Origin of the sequence: Ectopseudomonas composti (assembly GCF_001567565.1) — a bacterium.
Classification (GTDB): domain Bacteria; phylum Pseudomonadota; class Gammaproteobacteria; order Pseudomonadales; family Pseudomonadaceae; genus Aquipseudomonas; species Aquipseudomonas composti_A.
This window is the reverse complement of record NZ_LSSW01000026.1, coordinates 1-13,833: the sequence shown is the minus strand read 5'-3', so window position 1 is coordinate 13,833 and position 13,833 is coordinate 1. Positions and strand designations below refer to the sequence as shown.

The window sequence follows — 13,833 nt, the reverse complement described above, 5'->3', positions numbered from 1 at the left end:
TGCTGAGTTCGACAAGCCCCGAGGCATACAGCGGATTTATGCGAGGTCACGCCTCATGCTCCGAGTGGGTGCTGCCGATATAGCAACGGTAACGCCGGCCAGGCATGCTGGCGCGCCGCATCTGTCCTCGAACCGGAGCCTGTCCATGCGTCTCGACGCCTTCTCCCTGAAAACCCGCCTGATCGTGGCGGTCGCCATCCCCTGCATCGCCTTGTTGCTGGTGGCACTTACCAGCCTGAGCAGCATGTCCAGCCTGCACCGGAATACGGAGGTGCTCTATCTGAATACCGCGGCACCGATGCGTGCCATGGCCGAGGTCGCCTCGCGCATTCCGCGCATGCGCGTGGGCATCGACATGATGCTGCTGCAGGAAACCCCGCTGCGTGACGAGCGTGGCGTGAAATCGCGCGTGCAGGACGCCCGCAACGAAGACATCCCCGGCATGCGCGAAGCGATGCGCCAGGCCGTGGCCGCCCAGGTCAACCCGGAACGCAAGGCCCAGGCGCAGAAACTGCTCGACCAGTTCGAAGCGATGGTCAGCAACGAACTGACCCCGATGCTCGCCGCCTTCGACGCCGGCGATATGGCCAAGGCCCAGCAGATCTATCGCGACCAGTACGCCAAGACCTACGGGGTGATGCGCCAGGGCGCCAATGACCTGCTCGACGTCCTGTTGCAACAGGCCGAGCAGCAGAACCTGCACAGTGCACAGAGCTACGAAGCGGGCCTGACCCGCCAGATCACCATCATCGCCACCGGCCTGCTGGTATCGATCTTCATTTCCTGGCTGATCGTCATCCAGCTGCGCCGCCGCGTTGCCGTGCTGCAGAACAGCCTGGGCCAGGCCGCCGACAACCTGGCGCTGGACACTCGCATCGATCTATCCGGCCAGGACGAGTTGAACGAAATCGCCCGCAGCTTCAACCAGTTCATCGACAAGGTGCACGGCGCCATGCGCCAGCTCGCCGACAACTCGCGCCAGCTCTCGGGCATGGCGCGCGAGGTGGCCGAACGCGCGCGCCTGACCCAGAGCAACTGCGCTGCGCAAAGCGACCGCACGGTACAGGTGGCCACCGCCATCAACGAGCTGGGTTCGACCGTCAACGAGATCGCCCGCAATGCCGAGAATGCCGCCGACGTGGCCCGCGAAGCGACCCAGCATGCCAAGGATGGCGGCACGGTAGTCGGCCAGGCACAGCAGCAGGTCGACGCCCTCAACGGCGAGCTGGAACAGGCCGCCAAAGTCATTGGCGCTCTGGCTGCGCAGACCGACGCCATCAGCACCACGCTCAACACCATCCGCAGCATCTCCGAGCAGACCAACCTGCTGGCCCTCAACGCCGCCATCGAGGCTGCTCGCGCCGGTGAACAGGGCCGCGGCTTCGCCGTGGTGGCCGACGAGGTACGCACCCTGGCCAGCCGTTCCGGCGCCTCCACCGAGGAAATCCAGCAGGTCATCGACCGCCTGCAGAACGAATCACGCTCGGCTGTGGAGGCCATGGCCAAGGGCCAACGGCAGAGCGCACTGGTGGTGGAATACGCGAGCAAGGCTTCGGCGGCACTGGAGCAGATCAACGGCCATATCGGCCAGATCAGCGATCAGAACATCCAGGTCGCCACCGCCACCGAGGAGCAGTCCAGTGTGGTCGAAGACATCAACCGCAACATCGTCGATATCAACGAGCTGACCGTCGGCACCACCCATATCGCCGATCAGCTCAACCAGGCCAGCAGCGATCTGCAGGCGCTCTCGACCCAGCTGGACGGGCTGGTGAACCGCTTCCGCCTGTAGTCGGGGTAGGCGCCGCGAGGGCCGTCCACTGACTCAGCGCAGATCCGCGTCGATGCGCTGCAGCAGGTAGTCATAGAAGGGATTGGACGTCGCCCGTTGCAGGCTGTCCAACCCCACCACCAATACGCCGTGCTCGCCGCGCGGCGCCAGGGTGCCGAGTGCCACGCCGTAGTCTTCGCCCGCTACCGGATCACTGCCATACAGCGGATCGCTGGGCGGGAATGGCAAGGCCACGTGCGACAGCGAAAACAGCTGCGCCGGATAATCCACGCCCAGCGGCACGCGCTGCACCTGCTGGCCGCCAGGGGCGATGCGCCGGGCCTCGACCGCGCGGCCCTGCTCCGGCGCCACGCCGACCACGGTCAGGTCGTAGTCACGTGCGGCCGGTGGCAGCAACTGTTCCAGCAAACCGCTCATGTCGGTGCGCAGCAGGGAGCTGGCCGCCTGCGACCGGTTGATGTCGAACACCACCAGCTCGCTTCCGTTGGCCGGCAGGCGTGCGAACAACTGGCGCACCACTGCCGGCGTGCTCACGGTGCTGTCGGCCAGTGATTGCAGGGCCAGCACCGGTGGCAGTCGCGCCAGCCGGCCATCGGCCTCGGCAACATCGAAGGCGTTCTGTACCTCGCGGGTCAGCTCGTAGGTCTGCCGCGCCGCCTGCACTGGGAAGGAGTTGTACTTGAACGGATTGAACTCCGGCAGCACGTTCATCCAGGCCGACTTGGCGAAGGGCGGCAGCACCGCCGGCAAAGCCGCCAGCCCGGCATAGCGGGCGTAGCTGGTGACACCGATCATCGGCGAAATCAGTACCAGGCGTTGCGGCATGGCCAGGCGTTCGTCTTCCAGTGCTGCCAGGCTGTAGCGCAGCGCCAGCGCGCCGCCATTGGAGTAGCCGACCAGATACAAAGGCCCGTCCGGCACCTGGCGCCGCGCTTCACGCACGGCCAGCCGCGTGGTTGCCAGCCATTGCTCCCAATGCGCAGCGGTGAGCGCCGCCGGCACCGTGCCGTGGCCGGGCATACGCGGCACCACGGCAAGCAGGCCCTGCTCGCTCAGGTGCTGGGCGATATGGCGCAGGCTGTAGGGCGAGTCGGTCAGGCCATGCAGCAACACCACCACGCCGCGTGGCGGGCCTGATGGCTGCAGGATGAAGGAGCGGTTCCAGTCGCGTGCCAGGTTACCGGGGTACACCGGGCTGACGCTGGCGTAACGGCTGTATGGTGCCTTGCCGGAAGCCGTGACCGGCTCGATCAGCTCGCGCCGCAGGCGTTCGAACAAGGTAGCCTCGGCGGCCAGATAGGCCTGCCAGTCGCTCTCGTCCAGCTCGCTGACTTCCAGCTCCTGCGGCACCAGCCGGTGCCAGGGCTCCAGCTCGGGCAAGGATGCCAGCCCGGCGATACGAATGCCGAGCAAGGCCACCACGATCAACAACACCACCACCAGCGTCCAGGCCATCACGTTGCGCATGCGCGGTAAACGCATCAAGCGCCTCCCTCGAAGTTATCTGCCCGGGAAAATCCGTCCCGGCAACCGGCATGGGGACTTTAGTGCAAAGCAGCCCTCAACCACCACAGGGTTGCCTTATACATATGGATATCCGTATATTCGCCAATCCGTATATATGGACTCACCCCATGTCCGACGCGTTGTCCCCACCCGAGCTGTTCAAATCCCTGGCCGACGAAACCCGCGCCCGCGCCGTGCTGCTGATTGCCGACCAGGGCGAGCTGTGCGTGTGCGAGCTGGTCTGCGCACTGGGCGACAGCCAGCCGAAGATCTCCCGCCACCTGGCGCAGCTGCGCACCAGCGGCCTGTTGCAGGACCGTCGTCAGGGCCAATGGGTCTACTACCGCCTGGCGCCGGACCTGCCGCAATGGGTGCGCGACGTACTGGCCGCCACCCTGGCCGCCAACCGCACCTGGCTGGAGCAGGACGCCAGCCGCCTCGCCAACATGGGCGAGCGCCCTGCCCGCCTCGCCACCTGCTGCTGAGAACACCGCATGCTGATCGCCGTCGCCATCTTCCTGTTCACCCTGATTCTGGTCATCTGGCAGCCGCGAGGCCTGGGCGTCGGCTGGAGCGCCTCGCTCGGCGCCGTGCTGGCCCTGGCTGCCGGTGTGGTCAGCTTCGCCGACATCCCCACCGTATGGGGCATCGTGTGGAACGCCACGGCGACCTTCATCGCTGTGATCATCATCAGCCTGCTGCTCGATGAAGCCGGCTTCTTCGAGTGGGCGGCGCTGCATGTAGCGCGCTGGGCAAACGGCAGCGGCACGCGCCTGTTCGCCTTCAGCATCCTGCTCGGCGCGGCGGTGTCGGCACTGTTCGCCAACGACGGCGCGGCGCTGATCCTCACCCCCATCGTCATTTCCATGCTGCTGGCGCTGCGCTTCTCGCCGGCCTCGACCCTGGCCTTCGTCATGGCCGCCGGCTTTATCGCTGATACCGCCAGCCTGCCGCTGGTGGTGTCGAACCTGGTCAACATCGTCTCGGCCGACTACTTCGGCATCGGCTTTGGCGCCTACGCGGCGGTGATGGTGCCGGTGAATATGGTCAGTGTCGCCGCCACCCTGCTGGTGCTGTGGCTGTTCTTCCGTCGCGACATTCCGGCGCGCTACGAGGTGGCGGCGCTGCAGGCGCCCAACCAGGCGATCCGCGACATCGCTACCTTCAAGGTCGGCTGGGCAGTGCTGCTAGCGCTGCTGGTCGGGCTGTTCGCCCTGGAGCCGCTGGGCATCCCCATCAGCGCCGTGGCCGCGGCCTGCGCCGCGTTGCTGTTCGCCGTCGCTGCACGGGGCAAACGCATCGCCACCGGCAAGGTGCTGCGCGAGGCGCCCTGGCAGGTGGTGATCTTCTCCCTCGGCATGTACCTGGTGGTCTACGGCCTCAGTAACGCCGGCCTGACCGCCGAGCTGACGCGCCTGCTCGACGCCTTCGCCGGCTATGGCATCTGGGGCGCGGCGCTGGGCACCGGTCTGCTCAGCGCGCTGCTGTCGTCCTTGATGAACAACATGCCCAGCGTGCTGATCGGGGCGCTGGCCATCGACGCCAGCCAGGCCAGCGGCGCGGTGCGTGAGGCGATGATCTACGCCAACGTGATCGGCTGCGACCTGGGGCCGAAGATCACCCCCATCGGCAGCCTGGCCACCCTGCTCTGGCTGCATGTGCTGGCGCGCAAAGGCATTCGCGTGACCTGGGGTTACTACTTCAAGGTCGGCATCGTGCTCACGCTGCCGGTACTGCTGCTCACCCTTTCGGCCCTGGCTCTGCGCCTGAGCGTCTAATCTGGAGCCTTCAAGATGAAAGTCCTGTTCATGTGCACGGCCAACAGTTGCCGCAGCATCCTCTCCGAAGCCCTGTTCAACCACCTGGCGCCGAGCGAGCACCAGGCGGTGAGCTCCGGCAGTTTTCCGCGCGGCGAGGTGCTGCCGCGGACCCTGGTCACCCTGCGTGAAGCCGGCATCGCCACCGAGGGTCTGAGCAGCAAGGGCAACGACGCCTTCGAAGGCTGCCCGCCGGATATCGTCATCACCGTCTGCGACAAAGCGGCCGGCGAGGCTTGCCCGGTGTACTTCGGCCCGGCGCTGAAAGCCCACTGGGGCCTGGAAGATCCGTCCCACGTGGAAGGCGACGAGGCCACCATCAACGCCGCCTTTCACGCCACCCTGGCGCATATCGAAGCACGCTGCCGCGCCTTCCTCGCCCTGCCCCTGGCGGACATGAGCCGCGACGAACTGCAGCAGGCGCTCAACCGTATCGGCCAAGAGTGAGGACACGCACATGAATGAAGACCTGCCCAATCTCGACCTAGACCTGCTGCCGGCCCAACCTAACGACTCGGCCACGGCGCCGCGCATCCTGCTGCTGTACGGCTCCACCCGGCCGCGCTCATTCAGCCGCCTGCTGGTGCAGGAAGCAGCGCGCCTGCTGCAGCATCTGGGCTGCGAGACGCGCATCTTCGACCCGTCCGGCCTGCCGCTGCCGGACGACGCCCCCGTGGAGCACCCAAAAGTGCAGGAACTGCGCGATCTGATGCAGTGGTCCGAAGGCCAGGTGTGGTGTTCGCCGGAACGCCACGGCGCCATGTCGGCGGTGTTCAAGGCGCAGATCGACTGGGTGCCGCTGGCCATGGGCGCGGTGCGCCCGACCCAGGGCAAGACCCTGGCGGTGATGCAGGTCTGCGGCGGCTCGCAGTCGTTCAACGTGGTCAATCAGTTGCGCGTGCTCGGCCGCTGGATGCGCATGTTCACCATCCCCAACCAGTCATCGGTGCCCAAGGCTTTTCTCGAATTCGGCGACGATGACCGCATGCAGCCCTCGCCCTATTACGACCGCCTGGTGGACGTGATGGAAGAGCTGGTGCGCTTCACCTGGCTGCTACGCGACCACCCCGAGCTGGTGGATCGCTACTCCGAACGCAAGGAATCGGCCGAGGCGCTGTCGCAGCGGGTCAATCAACGCAGCATCTGAACCGTGGGAAGCGCTTGAGCGGCGACAATCGCGGCTCAAGCCGCTCCTACGCGGTGGAGCAGCCGCCTGATCAGGCGGCTGCTACGTAGAGCGGCGAGGCAGCCAGATACAGCAGGGCCAGCAGCGCGCCCAGGATCAGCCCATTGAGTTGAATCCGCCGCACTTTGCCCAGGCCGGCAAACTCCTTGGCGACACTCGACACGAAGATGGCCCCTACCACCAACATGGCTGGCATGGAGACCAGCATGTCGGCAAGCCAGCTGTTCATCAGTCGCTCGCTGCCCGGGTAGAGCTCCTGGCTGATCGCCATATAGCTGGGCCTGGCGCCGACCATGCCCCAGTATGCTGCCACAGTGATCAGCTGCAGCAGCAGCAATGCCAGGTTGCATAGCGTTTTCAGGCGCGGGAAACGACCGGGATCACGGTTAGCCACAGAGCAGGCTCCCATTCTGGGTTTGCCCCATCATGTCCTTGATCACACCGCGCACCTTGGTGTCGGCCAGCTGTCCACCACTCGACTCGACCTGCACGCGGCTCAGCGAAAAACTGGCTTCGTTGTTGGCGTCATAGATGGTGAACGCGACGTCCACGCTGCCACCGAACAGCAGCGTCCCTTTGAGCTCGATTTCCCCCAGCTTGCCGACCAGCGACGAACGACTGCACAACCAGGCATGCTTGCTCGCGTCGATATTCATCCAGGAGGTCTCGATATGACCGGCGATCAGCGTACCGCTGTTGCCACCGATCTCTGGCCCGGTGGCGATACCGAACACCTGAGGCTTCTCGCTACGTGAGCGCCGAATCTGTATGTAGACGCCACTGAATAGATTGAAGCCAATGCTGGTCTTGGGGATGGCCGCGCCGATGCCGCTGGCCAGTATTTTCATTTCCATCACATGTTCCCTATGTAGATTTGAATCAGCTGCGGAGCTTGGAACAATGCAGCCCGTTTTGCCATGAACGAGCACACAAACAGACGCCCCTCAGCCGCCAAGCGCTTGAGACCTTCCAGGCCAGCATTGGTGCCGTGCGATCAACACCGGAAACAACGCTGATGTACCCGATCAACTGAGCAGGCAGCCGGTGGGCACCACTGATAGGCTGAGCACATGAATCTCGCCGCTCGACTCCGGACCATCATCAGCACCGACCCAAGGCGCCTGCGCATCCTGCAACAGGTGCGCGAACTGGACCTGCCCGATTGCTGGGTAGCCGCCGGTTTCGTGCGCAGTGCGGTCTGGGATCATCTGCACCAACGCTCAGGCTCGCCGCTGCCAACAGACATCGACGTGATCTGGTTCGAGCGCAGCCAAACCGCCCCTGCTCGCGACGCGGAGCTGGAGGCGATGCTGCGCCACCGGGACGACTCTCTGCAATGGTCGGTGAAGAACCAGGCACGCATGCATCTGCGCAACGGTGATGCGCCTTACGCCTCGGCGACCGAAGCGATGCGGCATTGGCCGGAGACTGCGACGGCGGTGGCCGTGCGGCTGGACGAGCAGGATGGAATACATGTCGCCGCACCACTTGGCCTGGAGGATCTGTTCAACCTTATCGTGCGCCCGGCCGGAAGGTTCAAGGACAAGAAACAGCCGATCTACCAGGAACGATTGCGCAGCAAGAACTGGCTGGCCACCTGGCCGAAATTGAAGGTGCTGCCGTAGGGTGGATGACGCTTTTTTCATCCACCAGCCGGTGGATCGATGAAGCGTGATCCACCCGACGGTGCAAACACCGTGGGAGGCGCTTCAGCGGCGACAATCGCGGCTGCGACTGCATGGATGCAGGAGGTAGAGCGAAGCAGGATGCCAGAGCCGAAAGCCGCTCCTACAAAGCTGGCGTAGCCTGGGTAGAGCGCAGCGAAAACCGGGAGCGGATTACCCGGGTTTCGCAGTGCTCTAACCAGGCAGGCTAAATGTCCACATGTCCACCCGCGGGTGGATGTAAAGAGCGACATCCACCCTACGCCTCTCCCACAAAACCGGTCAGATACCGGCGACCACCGCACAGATGCCCTGCGCGGAATCGGCGAACTGGCTGCACAGGTGATTGATGGAGGTCACCAATACCTGCTCGGGCGAGGAGATGAAGTCCACCGACATCATCACGCTGAGCATGGTGATGGTGACGATCGAGAAGGTGAACAGCTTGCGCGCCCACACTCGGTCATCCACGGCCTTGTAGCCCGACACGCCCATCCACAACCAGTAGGCACCGCTCAGCGCGGCGACCACGAAGTAGCTGTAGCCGGCGTAACCGCTCAAGGTCAGCATCAGGGTCGCGACCACGAAGGCGGCGATGTACAGCACGATCTGCCGCTTGGCAGCCGAGATGCCCTTGATGACCGGCAGCACCGGGATGTTCGCGGCCTGGTAGTCATTGAAACGGAAGATGGCGATGGCATAGGAATGCGGCATCTGCCACAGGCTGAAGATCAACAACAGGATGGCGGCGCCGGCATCGAACTCGTTGCTCACCGCGCAGTAGCCGACCACGGGCGGAGCCGCCCCGGACAGGCTGCCGACCAGGGTGCCGTACACCGAGCCACGCTTGAGCCACAGGCTGTAGAGGCCGACGTAGACCACGAAGCCCATCAGCACCAGCATCACCGCCAGGGGGTTGGTGGCGGCGTACAGCACGGCCACCCCCGCCACCCCGAGCACGCAGGCATAGACGATGGCGTGCGCAGGCGATACCAGCCCCTGCGCCAGGACCCGGTTGCGGGTCCGCTCCATCTTCTGGTCGATGTCTCTGTCGATGTAGTTGTTGAACACGCAGCCTGAGGCGATCACCAGTGAAACGCCCAGCGCTGTCGCGAAAAACAGCGCCAGGTCGGCATCGCCGCGCGAAGCCAGGAAGAAACCGCCCGTGACGGAAATCAGATTCCCGAAGACGATGCCCGGCTTGGCGAGGTTGAGGTACTGCTTCAGGAGCGCCAGCATCAGTTGATCATCATGTGATAGTGCATGCTCCACATGATCCAGACCGACAGGCCGACCACGAACGCGATGACCAGCACGGTGAAGATCATCGAAATCACGTTCCAGCGGCCTTCTTCATCGGTCTTCATGTGCAGGAAGTACACGAGGTGGACGAGCACCTGCGCCAGGCCGAACAGCACCACGGTGATCAGGGTCGCGCCACGGCTCAGGCCCAGCACGTCAGGATGCATGACCAGCATGAAAGGGATCACGGTGAGGATCACCGACAGGATGAAACCGGTCAGGTAATCCTTGAAACCCACGGCGTGGGCGGCGTGATTGTCTTGGTGAGCCATTTACAGCACCCCCATCAGGTAGACGACGGTAAACACGCAGATCCACACCACGTCGAGGAAGTGCCAGAACAGGCTGAGCAGCCCCACGCGCGTCTTGTTGGTGTCGGTCAGGCCGCGAGTACCGACCTGCAGCATCAGCACCAGCATCCACAGCAAGCCGGCACTGACGTGCAGGCCGTGGGTGCCGACCAGGGTGAAGAACGCCGACCAGTAGGCGCTGGTCTGCGGGCCTGCACCTTCATGGATCAGGTGACGGAACTCGTACAGCTCGATGCTGATGAAGCTCACCCCGAACAGGAAGGTGATGCCCAGCCAGCGCAGCACGGCGGCCTTGTCGCCCCGATAGGTAGCGAGCATGGCCATGCCGTAGGTGATGCTGGAGAACAGCAGGGCGAAGGTTTCCACCAGCACCAGATGCAGGCCGGGCCTGAGCATTTCCTTGGCGGTGGGACCACCGGCGAAGGAATTGCTCAGCACCGCGAAGGTGGCGAACACCGTGGCGAAGATCAGCAGGTCGGTCATCAGGTAAACCCAGAAGCCGAACAGCTTGATGCCACTGGTGTCGTGGTGGTGCTCATGGCCATCGTGGCCATGAGCGTCATGTGAGTAGTGGGGTTCGTAAGCGGTCATGGTTAGGCCTGTACGACTGCGGTGGCTTTGGTTTGGTGATGCGCCTGCTCGATCCGCGCGATCTCTTCGGGCTGCACGTAGTAGTCGATGTCTTCGTCGTAGGAACGCACGATGAAGCTGACCACGGCGCCGACCAGGCCAACGATGGCGAGCCACCAGATGTGCCAGATCATGGCGAAACCGAACGCGATGATGAAACCTGCCACCACCACACCGTTACCGGTGTTCTTCGGCATGTGGATCGGCTCGTAGTGCTCAGGCACCGGCATCAGCTCCACACCGTTCTTCTTCGCCTCGTAGAAGGCGTCGATCTTGTCCGCCGTCGGGATGACCGCGAAGTTGTAGAACGGAGGCGGCGAGGAAGTCGCCCATTCCAGGGTGCGGCCATCCCAGGGGTCGCCGCTCACATCGCGGTTTTCCTTGCGCTTGATGTAGCTGGTGACGAACTGCACCACGGTGAACACGATGCCGATACCGATCAGCACAGCGCCGACCACGGCCACCTGAATCCACGGCACCCAGGCCGGGTTGTCGAAGTGGTTCAGACGACGGGTCATGCCCATGAAGCCCAGCACGTACAGCGGCATGAAGGCGAAGTAGAAGCCGAGCAACCAGCACCAGAAGGAGTAACGGCCGAAGCGGTCGATCAGCTTGTAACCGAAGGCTTTCGGGAACCAGTAGATGATGCCGGCCAGGTAGCCGAACACCGCACCACCGATGATCACGTTGTGGAAGTGGGCGATCAAAAACAGGCTGTTGTGCAGCACGAAGTCCGCCGCCGGTACCGCCATCAGCACACCGGTCATGCCGCCGATGGAGAAGGTCACCAGAAAGCCCAGGGTCATCCAGGTCATGGCGTTGAGTTGCAGACGGCCACGGAAGATGGTGAACAGCCAGGTGAAGATCTTCACCCCGGTGGGGATGGCGATGATCGAGGTCATGATGCCGAAGAAGGCGTTGACGTTGGCCCCCGAGCCCATGGTGAAGAAGTGGTGCAGCCACACCACGAACGACAGAATGCCGATGGCCGCAGTCGCCCAGACCATCGAGGCATAACCGAACAGGGTCTTGCGCGAGAAGGTCGCCACCACTTCGGAGAACACGCCGAACGCCGGCAGGATCAGGATGTACACCTCCGGGTGACCCCAGATCCAGAACAGGTTGGCGTACATCATCGGGTTGCCGCCCAGTTCATTGGTGAAGAAGTGGAAATCCAGGTAGCGGTCCAGCGACAGCATCGCCAGGGTGGCGGTCAGCGGAGGGAAGGCGCCGCAGATCAGCACGCAGGTCACCAGGATGGTCCAGGTGAAGATCGGCATCTTCATCAGGCTCATGCCCGGCGCACGCATCTTGAGGATGGTGGCGATGAAGTTGACCCCGGTCAGGGTCGTCCCCAAGCCTGATAGCTGCATGCTCCATATGTAGTAATCCATCCCCACGCCGGGACTGTACTGAATCCCTGATAACGGCGGATAAGCCACCCAGCCGGTCTTGGCGAACTCGCCCAGGCCCAGCGACAGGTTGATCAGCAGCGCGCCACCGACGAACAGCCAGAAGCTCAGCGAGTTCAGGTAGGGGAAGGCCACGTCACGCGCGCCGATCTGCAGCGGCACGACGATGTTCATCAGGCCGGTGACCAGTGGCATGGCCACGAAGATCAGCATGATGATGCCGTGCGCGGTGAAGATCTGGTCGTAGTGCTCGGGCGGCAGGTAGCCCTGGCCGTCACCATGGGCCATCGCCAGGTGGGTACGCATCATGATGGCGTCGGCGAAACCGCGCACCAGCATGACCAGACCGACGAGGATGTACATCACGCCGATTTTCTTGTGGTCCACCGAGGTGAGCCACTCGCGCCACAGGTAGCCCCACTTCTTGAAGTAGGTCACGCCCGCAAACACGGCCAGACCACCCAGCGCCACGATGGCCAGGGTGATCATGATGATTGGCTCGTGGTACGGAATCGCGTCCAGAGTCAGTTTTCCAAACATATTCACTCCTGCACCTCCGCTGAATCGCGCATGGCCGTGCTGTGGGAATCTTTCAGGGTCACGTACTGGCCGAGTACCTTGTTGAACAGGTTGGGTTCAACCTGACCGAAGTAACGAATCGGGTAGATCGGGTAGCGGTGGTTGACCATCTCGCCCGGCTCGCCCACCTGCTTGAAGGCGGCGAAGTCCATGACCTCGGGCGACTGCTTGACCTTGTCGACCCACTTGGCGAACGCGTCGTCGCTGACTGAGTGGGTGGTGAAGCGCATGGCCGAGAAGCCTGCACCGCTGAAGTTGCCGGACTGGCCGAAGAACTCGCCCTGCTCGTTGGCGATCAGGTTGAGCTGGGTGCGCTGGCCGCCCATGGCGTAGATCATCCCGCCGAGCTGCGGAATCGACAGCGCGTTCATCACCGTGTCGGAGGTGATGTGGAAGGTCACCGGGGTCTTCTCCGGAATCACCAGCTCATTGACCACGGCCACGCCTTGATCCGGGTAGATGAACAGCCATTTCCAGTCGAGCGAGACGACCTCGATATTCAGCGCCGGCTTGTCCGATTCGATCGGGCGATAGGGGTCGAGCGAATGCGAGGTTTTCCAGATGATCACCGCCAGAACCGCGACGATGATCAGGGGCACGCCCCAGACGACCAGTTCGACCTTGTGCGAGTGCGCCCAGTCGGGGGTGTAGGTGGCCTTCTCGTTCGACTCGCGATAACGCCAGCCAAACCAGAACGTCATGATGATCACGGGGATCACCACGATCAGCATGAGGCCAATGGAGATCAGGATGAGATTGCCCTGCTCGACACCGATCTGCCCTTTCGAGTTGAACAGTGCCCAGTCACATCCACCGAGCGCTGAGCAGGCAATCGCCATCAGCAACCAGCGCACACCACGATGGTATTTCTCTTCTTTCATGTCACGACCTTCAACTGAGTGATGTCCCACATTCGGCTTCAGTTGCCGTGCGGCCCATCGAGTAAAAGGCCGGCAGCGGAAACTCAGAGCTTGAGCATCCATGCAAGCGAAGCGGTAAAACCGTGGGAATCGCCGATGTTGCCGGCTAGAAGAGCCTCATACAATTCATTAGCGGCCTACTTATGAGCGGACTTACAGCCCCCTCGCGACATGTTTCGAAACATTTACGCAAAGATTTGAAACATTTTGCGGCAGAACCCTGCAAAGAATCGCAGGGGTGCGACAAAAGACCACAGCCCCGTTTTAGAGCTGTTTGTCAGCAAATTGACAGGAATCAATGCAAAGGAAATCGACAAAAGCGGGCAGCGGCATTGCTCTTGACATCGACCAAGCAAGCCGGATGCCTCTTCGGAATCAACTGGTCGAAGTCATCGACACTGAATGAGCCCCTGCTTCGTAGCCGGATGCAATCCGGGGTCATCGGCGGCTACCCAAAAGCATCGCGGCTGAAGCCGCTCCTACGGGACAGGTGAACCTCTGCTGAAGCGGCCGGGCGGCATTTCGCTTCAGCCGCGATAGCTCTACCGCATGCGATCCAGAGTGATTCGACGCTCGCCCCCGGATTTCATCCGGGCTACGCAAATACAGCCGGCAACGCCTTCTGTGGAAATGACTGCAGCGGCCCGGCACCCCTCCACCTACCTCGTAGGAGCGGCTTCAGCCGCGATCGCTTTGCCTTCGTCGCCCACGTGC

General features: G+C 63.1%; 14 protein-coding genes. 6 read left to right on the top strand and 8 right to left on the bottom strand.

Going from position 1 to position 13,833, the window contains the following annotated elements; genetic code table 11:
- Positions 1 to 145: 145 nt before the first annotated feature.
- Positions 146 to 1,792: a methyl-accepting chemotaxis protein gene (locus tag PCLY_RS13990; protein WP_061240264.1), complete on the top strand. Its 1,647-nt coding sequence runs from the start codon at positions 146 to 148 to the stop codon at positions 1,790 to 1,792.
- A gap of 33 nt (positions 1,793 to 1,825) precedes the next feature.
- On the opposite strand, the gene PCLY_RS13985 is transcribed toward PCLY_RS13990, so the two are convergent.
- The gene (locus PCLY_RS13985; protein WP_061240263.1) at positions 1,826 to 3,274 is read right to left on the bottom strand and encodes an alpha/beta hydrolase; all 1,449 of its coding nucleotides are present in this window, start codon (positions 3,272 to 3,274) and stop codon (positions 1,826 to 1,828) included.
- A gap of 152 nt (positions 3,275 to 3,426) precedes the next feature.
- Between PCLY_RS13985 and PCLY_RS13980 the strand changes: the two genes are divergently transcribed.
- From PCLY_RS13980 to arsH, 4 genes are read left to right on the top strand one after another with little or no spacing between them, the layout of a single operon-like run.
- Positions 3,427 to 3,783, top strand: coding sequence for a metalloregulator ArsR/SmtB family transcription factor (locus tag PCLY_RS13980; RefSeq protein WP_061240262.1), 357 nt, complete (start codon positions 3,427 to 3,429; stop codon positions 3,781 to 3,783).
- A 9-nt stretch (positions 3,784 to 3,792) separates the two neighbouring features.
- Positions 3,793 to 5,076 carry an arsenic transporter gene (locus PCLY_RS13975; RefSeq protein ID WP_061240261.1) on the top strand — a complete coding sequence of 428 codons (1,284 nt, stop codon included), beginning with the start codon at positions 3,793 to 3,795 and terminating at the stop codon, positions 5,074 to 5,076.
- Positions 5,077 to 5,091: 15 nt separating this feature from the next.
- A complete protein-coding gene (locus PCLY_RS13970; protein WP_061240260.1) occupies positions 5,092 to 5,562 on the top strand; it encodes an arsenate reductase ArsC in 471 nt (156 codons plus the stop codon).
- A 10-nt stretch (positions 5,563 to 5,572) separates the two neighbouring features.
- A complete protein-coding gene (arsH, locus tag PCLY_RS13965) occupies positions 5,573 to 6,262 on the top strand; it encodes an arsenical resistance protein ArsH (protein WP_061240259.1) in 690 nt (229 codons plus the stop codon).
- Positions 6,263 to 6,332: 70 nt separating this feature from the next.
- On the opposite strand, the gene PCLY_RS13960 is transcribed toward arsH, so the two are convergent.
- Both PCLY_RS13960 and PCLY_RS13955 read right to left on the bottom strand, forming a co-directional pair.
- Complete coding sequence (locus tag PCLY_RS13960) at positions 6,333 to 6,695, bottom strand: hypothetical protein (RefSeq protein ID WP_061240258.1); 363 nt, start codon at positions 6,693 to 6,695, stop codon at positions 6,333 to 6,335.
- Positions 6,688 to 7,155, bottom strand: a complete 468-nt coding sequence (locus tag PCLY_RS13955; protein WP_061240257.1) for a hypothetical protein — start codon at positions 7,153 to 7,155, stop codon at positions 6,688 to 6,690. The genes PCLY_RS13960 and PCLY_RS13955 overlap by 8 nt, the downstream gene beginning before the upstream one ends.
- A 216-nt stretch (positions 7,156 to 7,371) precedes the next feature.
- Between PCLY_RS13955 and PCLY_RS13950 the strand changes: the two genes are divergently transcribed.
- Positions 7,372 to 7,926 (top strand): nucleotidyltransferase family protein, encoded by a 555-nt coding sequence (locus PCLY_RS13950; RefSeq protein WP_061240256.1) that lies wholly within the window; start codon positions 7,372 to 7,374, stop codon positions 7,924 to 7,926.
- 321 nt (positions 7,927 to 8,247) lie between these two features.
- Here PCLY_RS13950 and cyoE read toward each other — a convergent pair whose 3' ends face one another.
- From cyoE to cyoA, 5 genes are read right to left on the bottom strand one after another with little or no spacing between them, the layout of a single operon-like run.
- Complete coding sequence (cyoE, locus tag PCLY_RS13945) at positions 8,248 to 9,204, bottom strand: heme o synthase (RefSeq protein ID WP_061240255.1); 957 nt, start codon at positions 9,202 to 9,204, stop codon at positions 8,248 to 8,250.
- Complete coding sequence (gene cyoD / locus PCLY_RS13940) at positions 9,204 to 9,539, bottom strand: cytochrome o ubiquinol oxidase subunit IV (protein ID WP_061240254.1); 336 nt, start codon at positions 9,537 to 9,539, stop codon at positions 9,204 to 9,206. The genes cyoE and cyoD overlap by 1 nt, the downstream gene beginning before the upstream one ends.
- Positions 9,540 to 10,169, bottom strand: coding sequence for a cytochrome o ubiquinol oxidase subunit III (gene cyoC / locus PCLY_RS13935; RefSeq protein WP_061240253.1), 630 nt, complete (start codon positions 10,167 to 10,169; stop codon positions 9,540 to 9,542). It lies immediately after the preceding gene.
- Between the two features lie 2 nt (positions 10,170 to 10,171).
- Positions 10,172 to 12,160 (bottom strand): cytochrome o ubiquinol oxidase subunit I, encoded by a 1,989-nt coding sequence (gene cyoB / locus PCLY_RS13930; RefSeq protein WP_061240252.1) that lies wholly within the window; start codon positions 12,158 to 12,160, stop codon positions 10,172 to 10,174.
- Between the two features lie 2 nt (positions 12,161 to 12,162).
- A complete protein-coding gene (cyoA, locus tag PCLY_RS13925; RefSeq protein ID WP_061240251.1) occupies positions 12,163 to 13,080 on the bottom strand; it encodes a ubiquinol oxidase subunit II in 918 nt (305 codons plus the stop codon).
- Positions 13,081 to 13,833 lie beyond the last annotated feature (753 nt).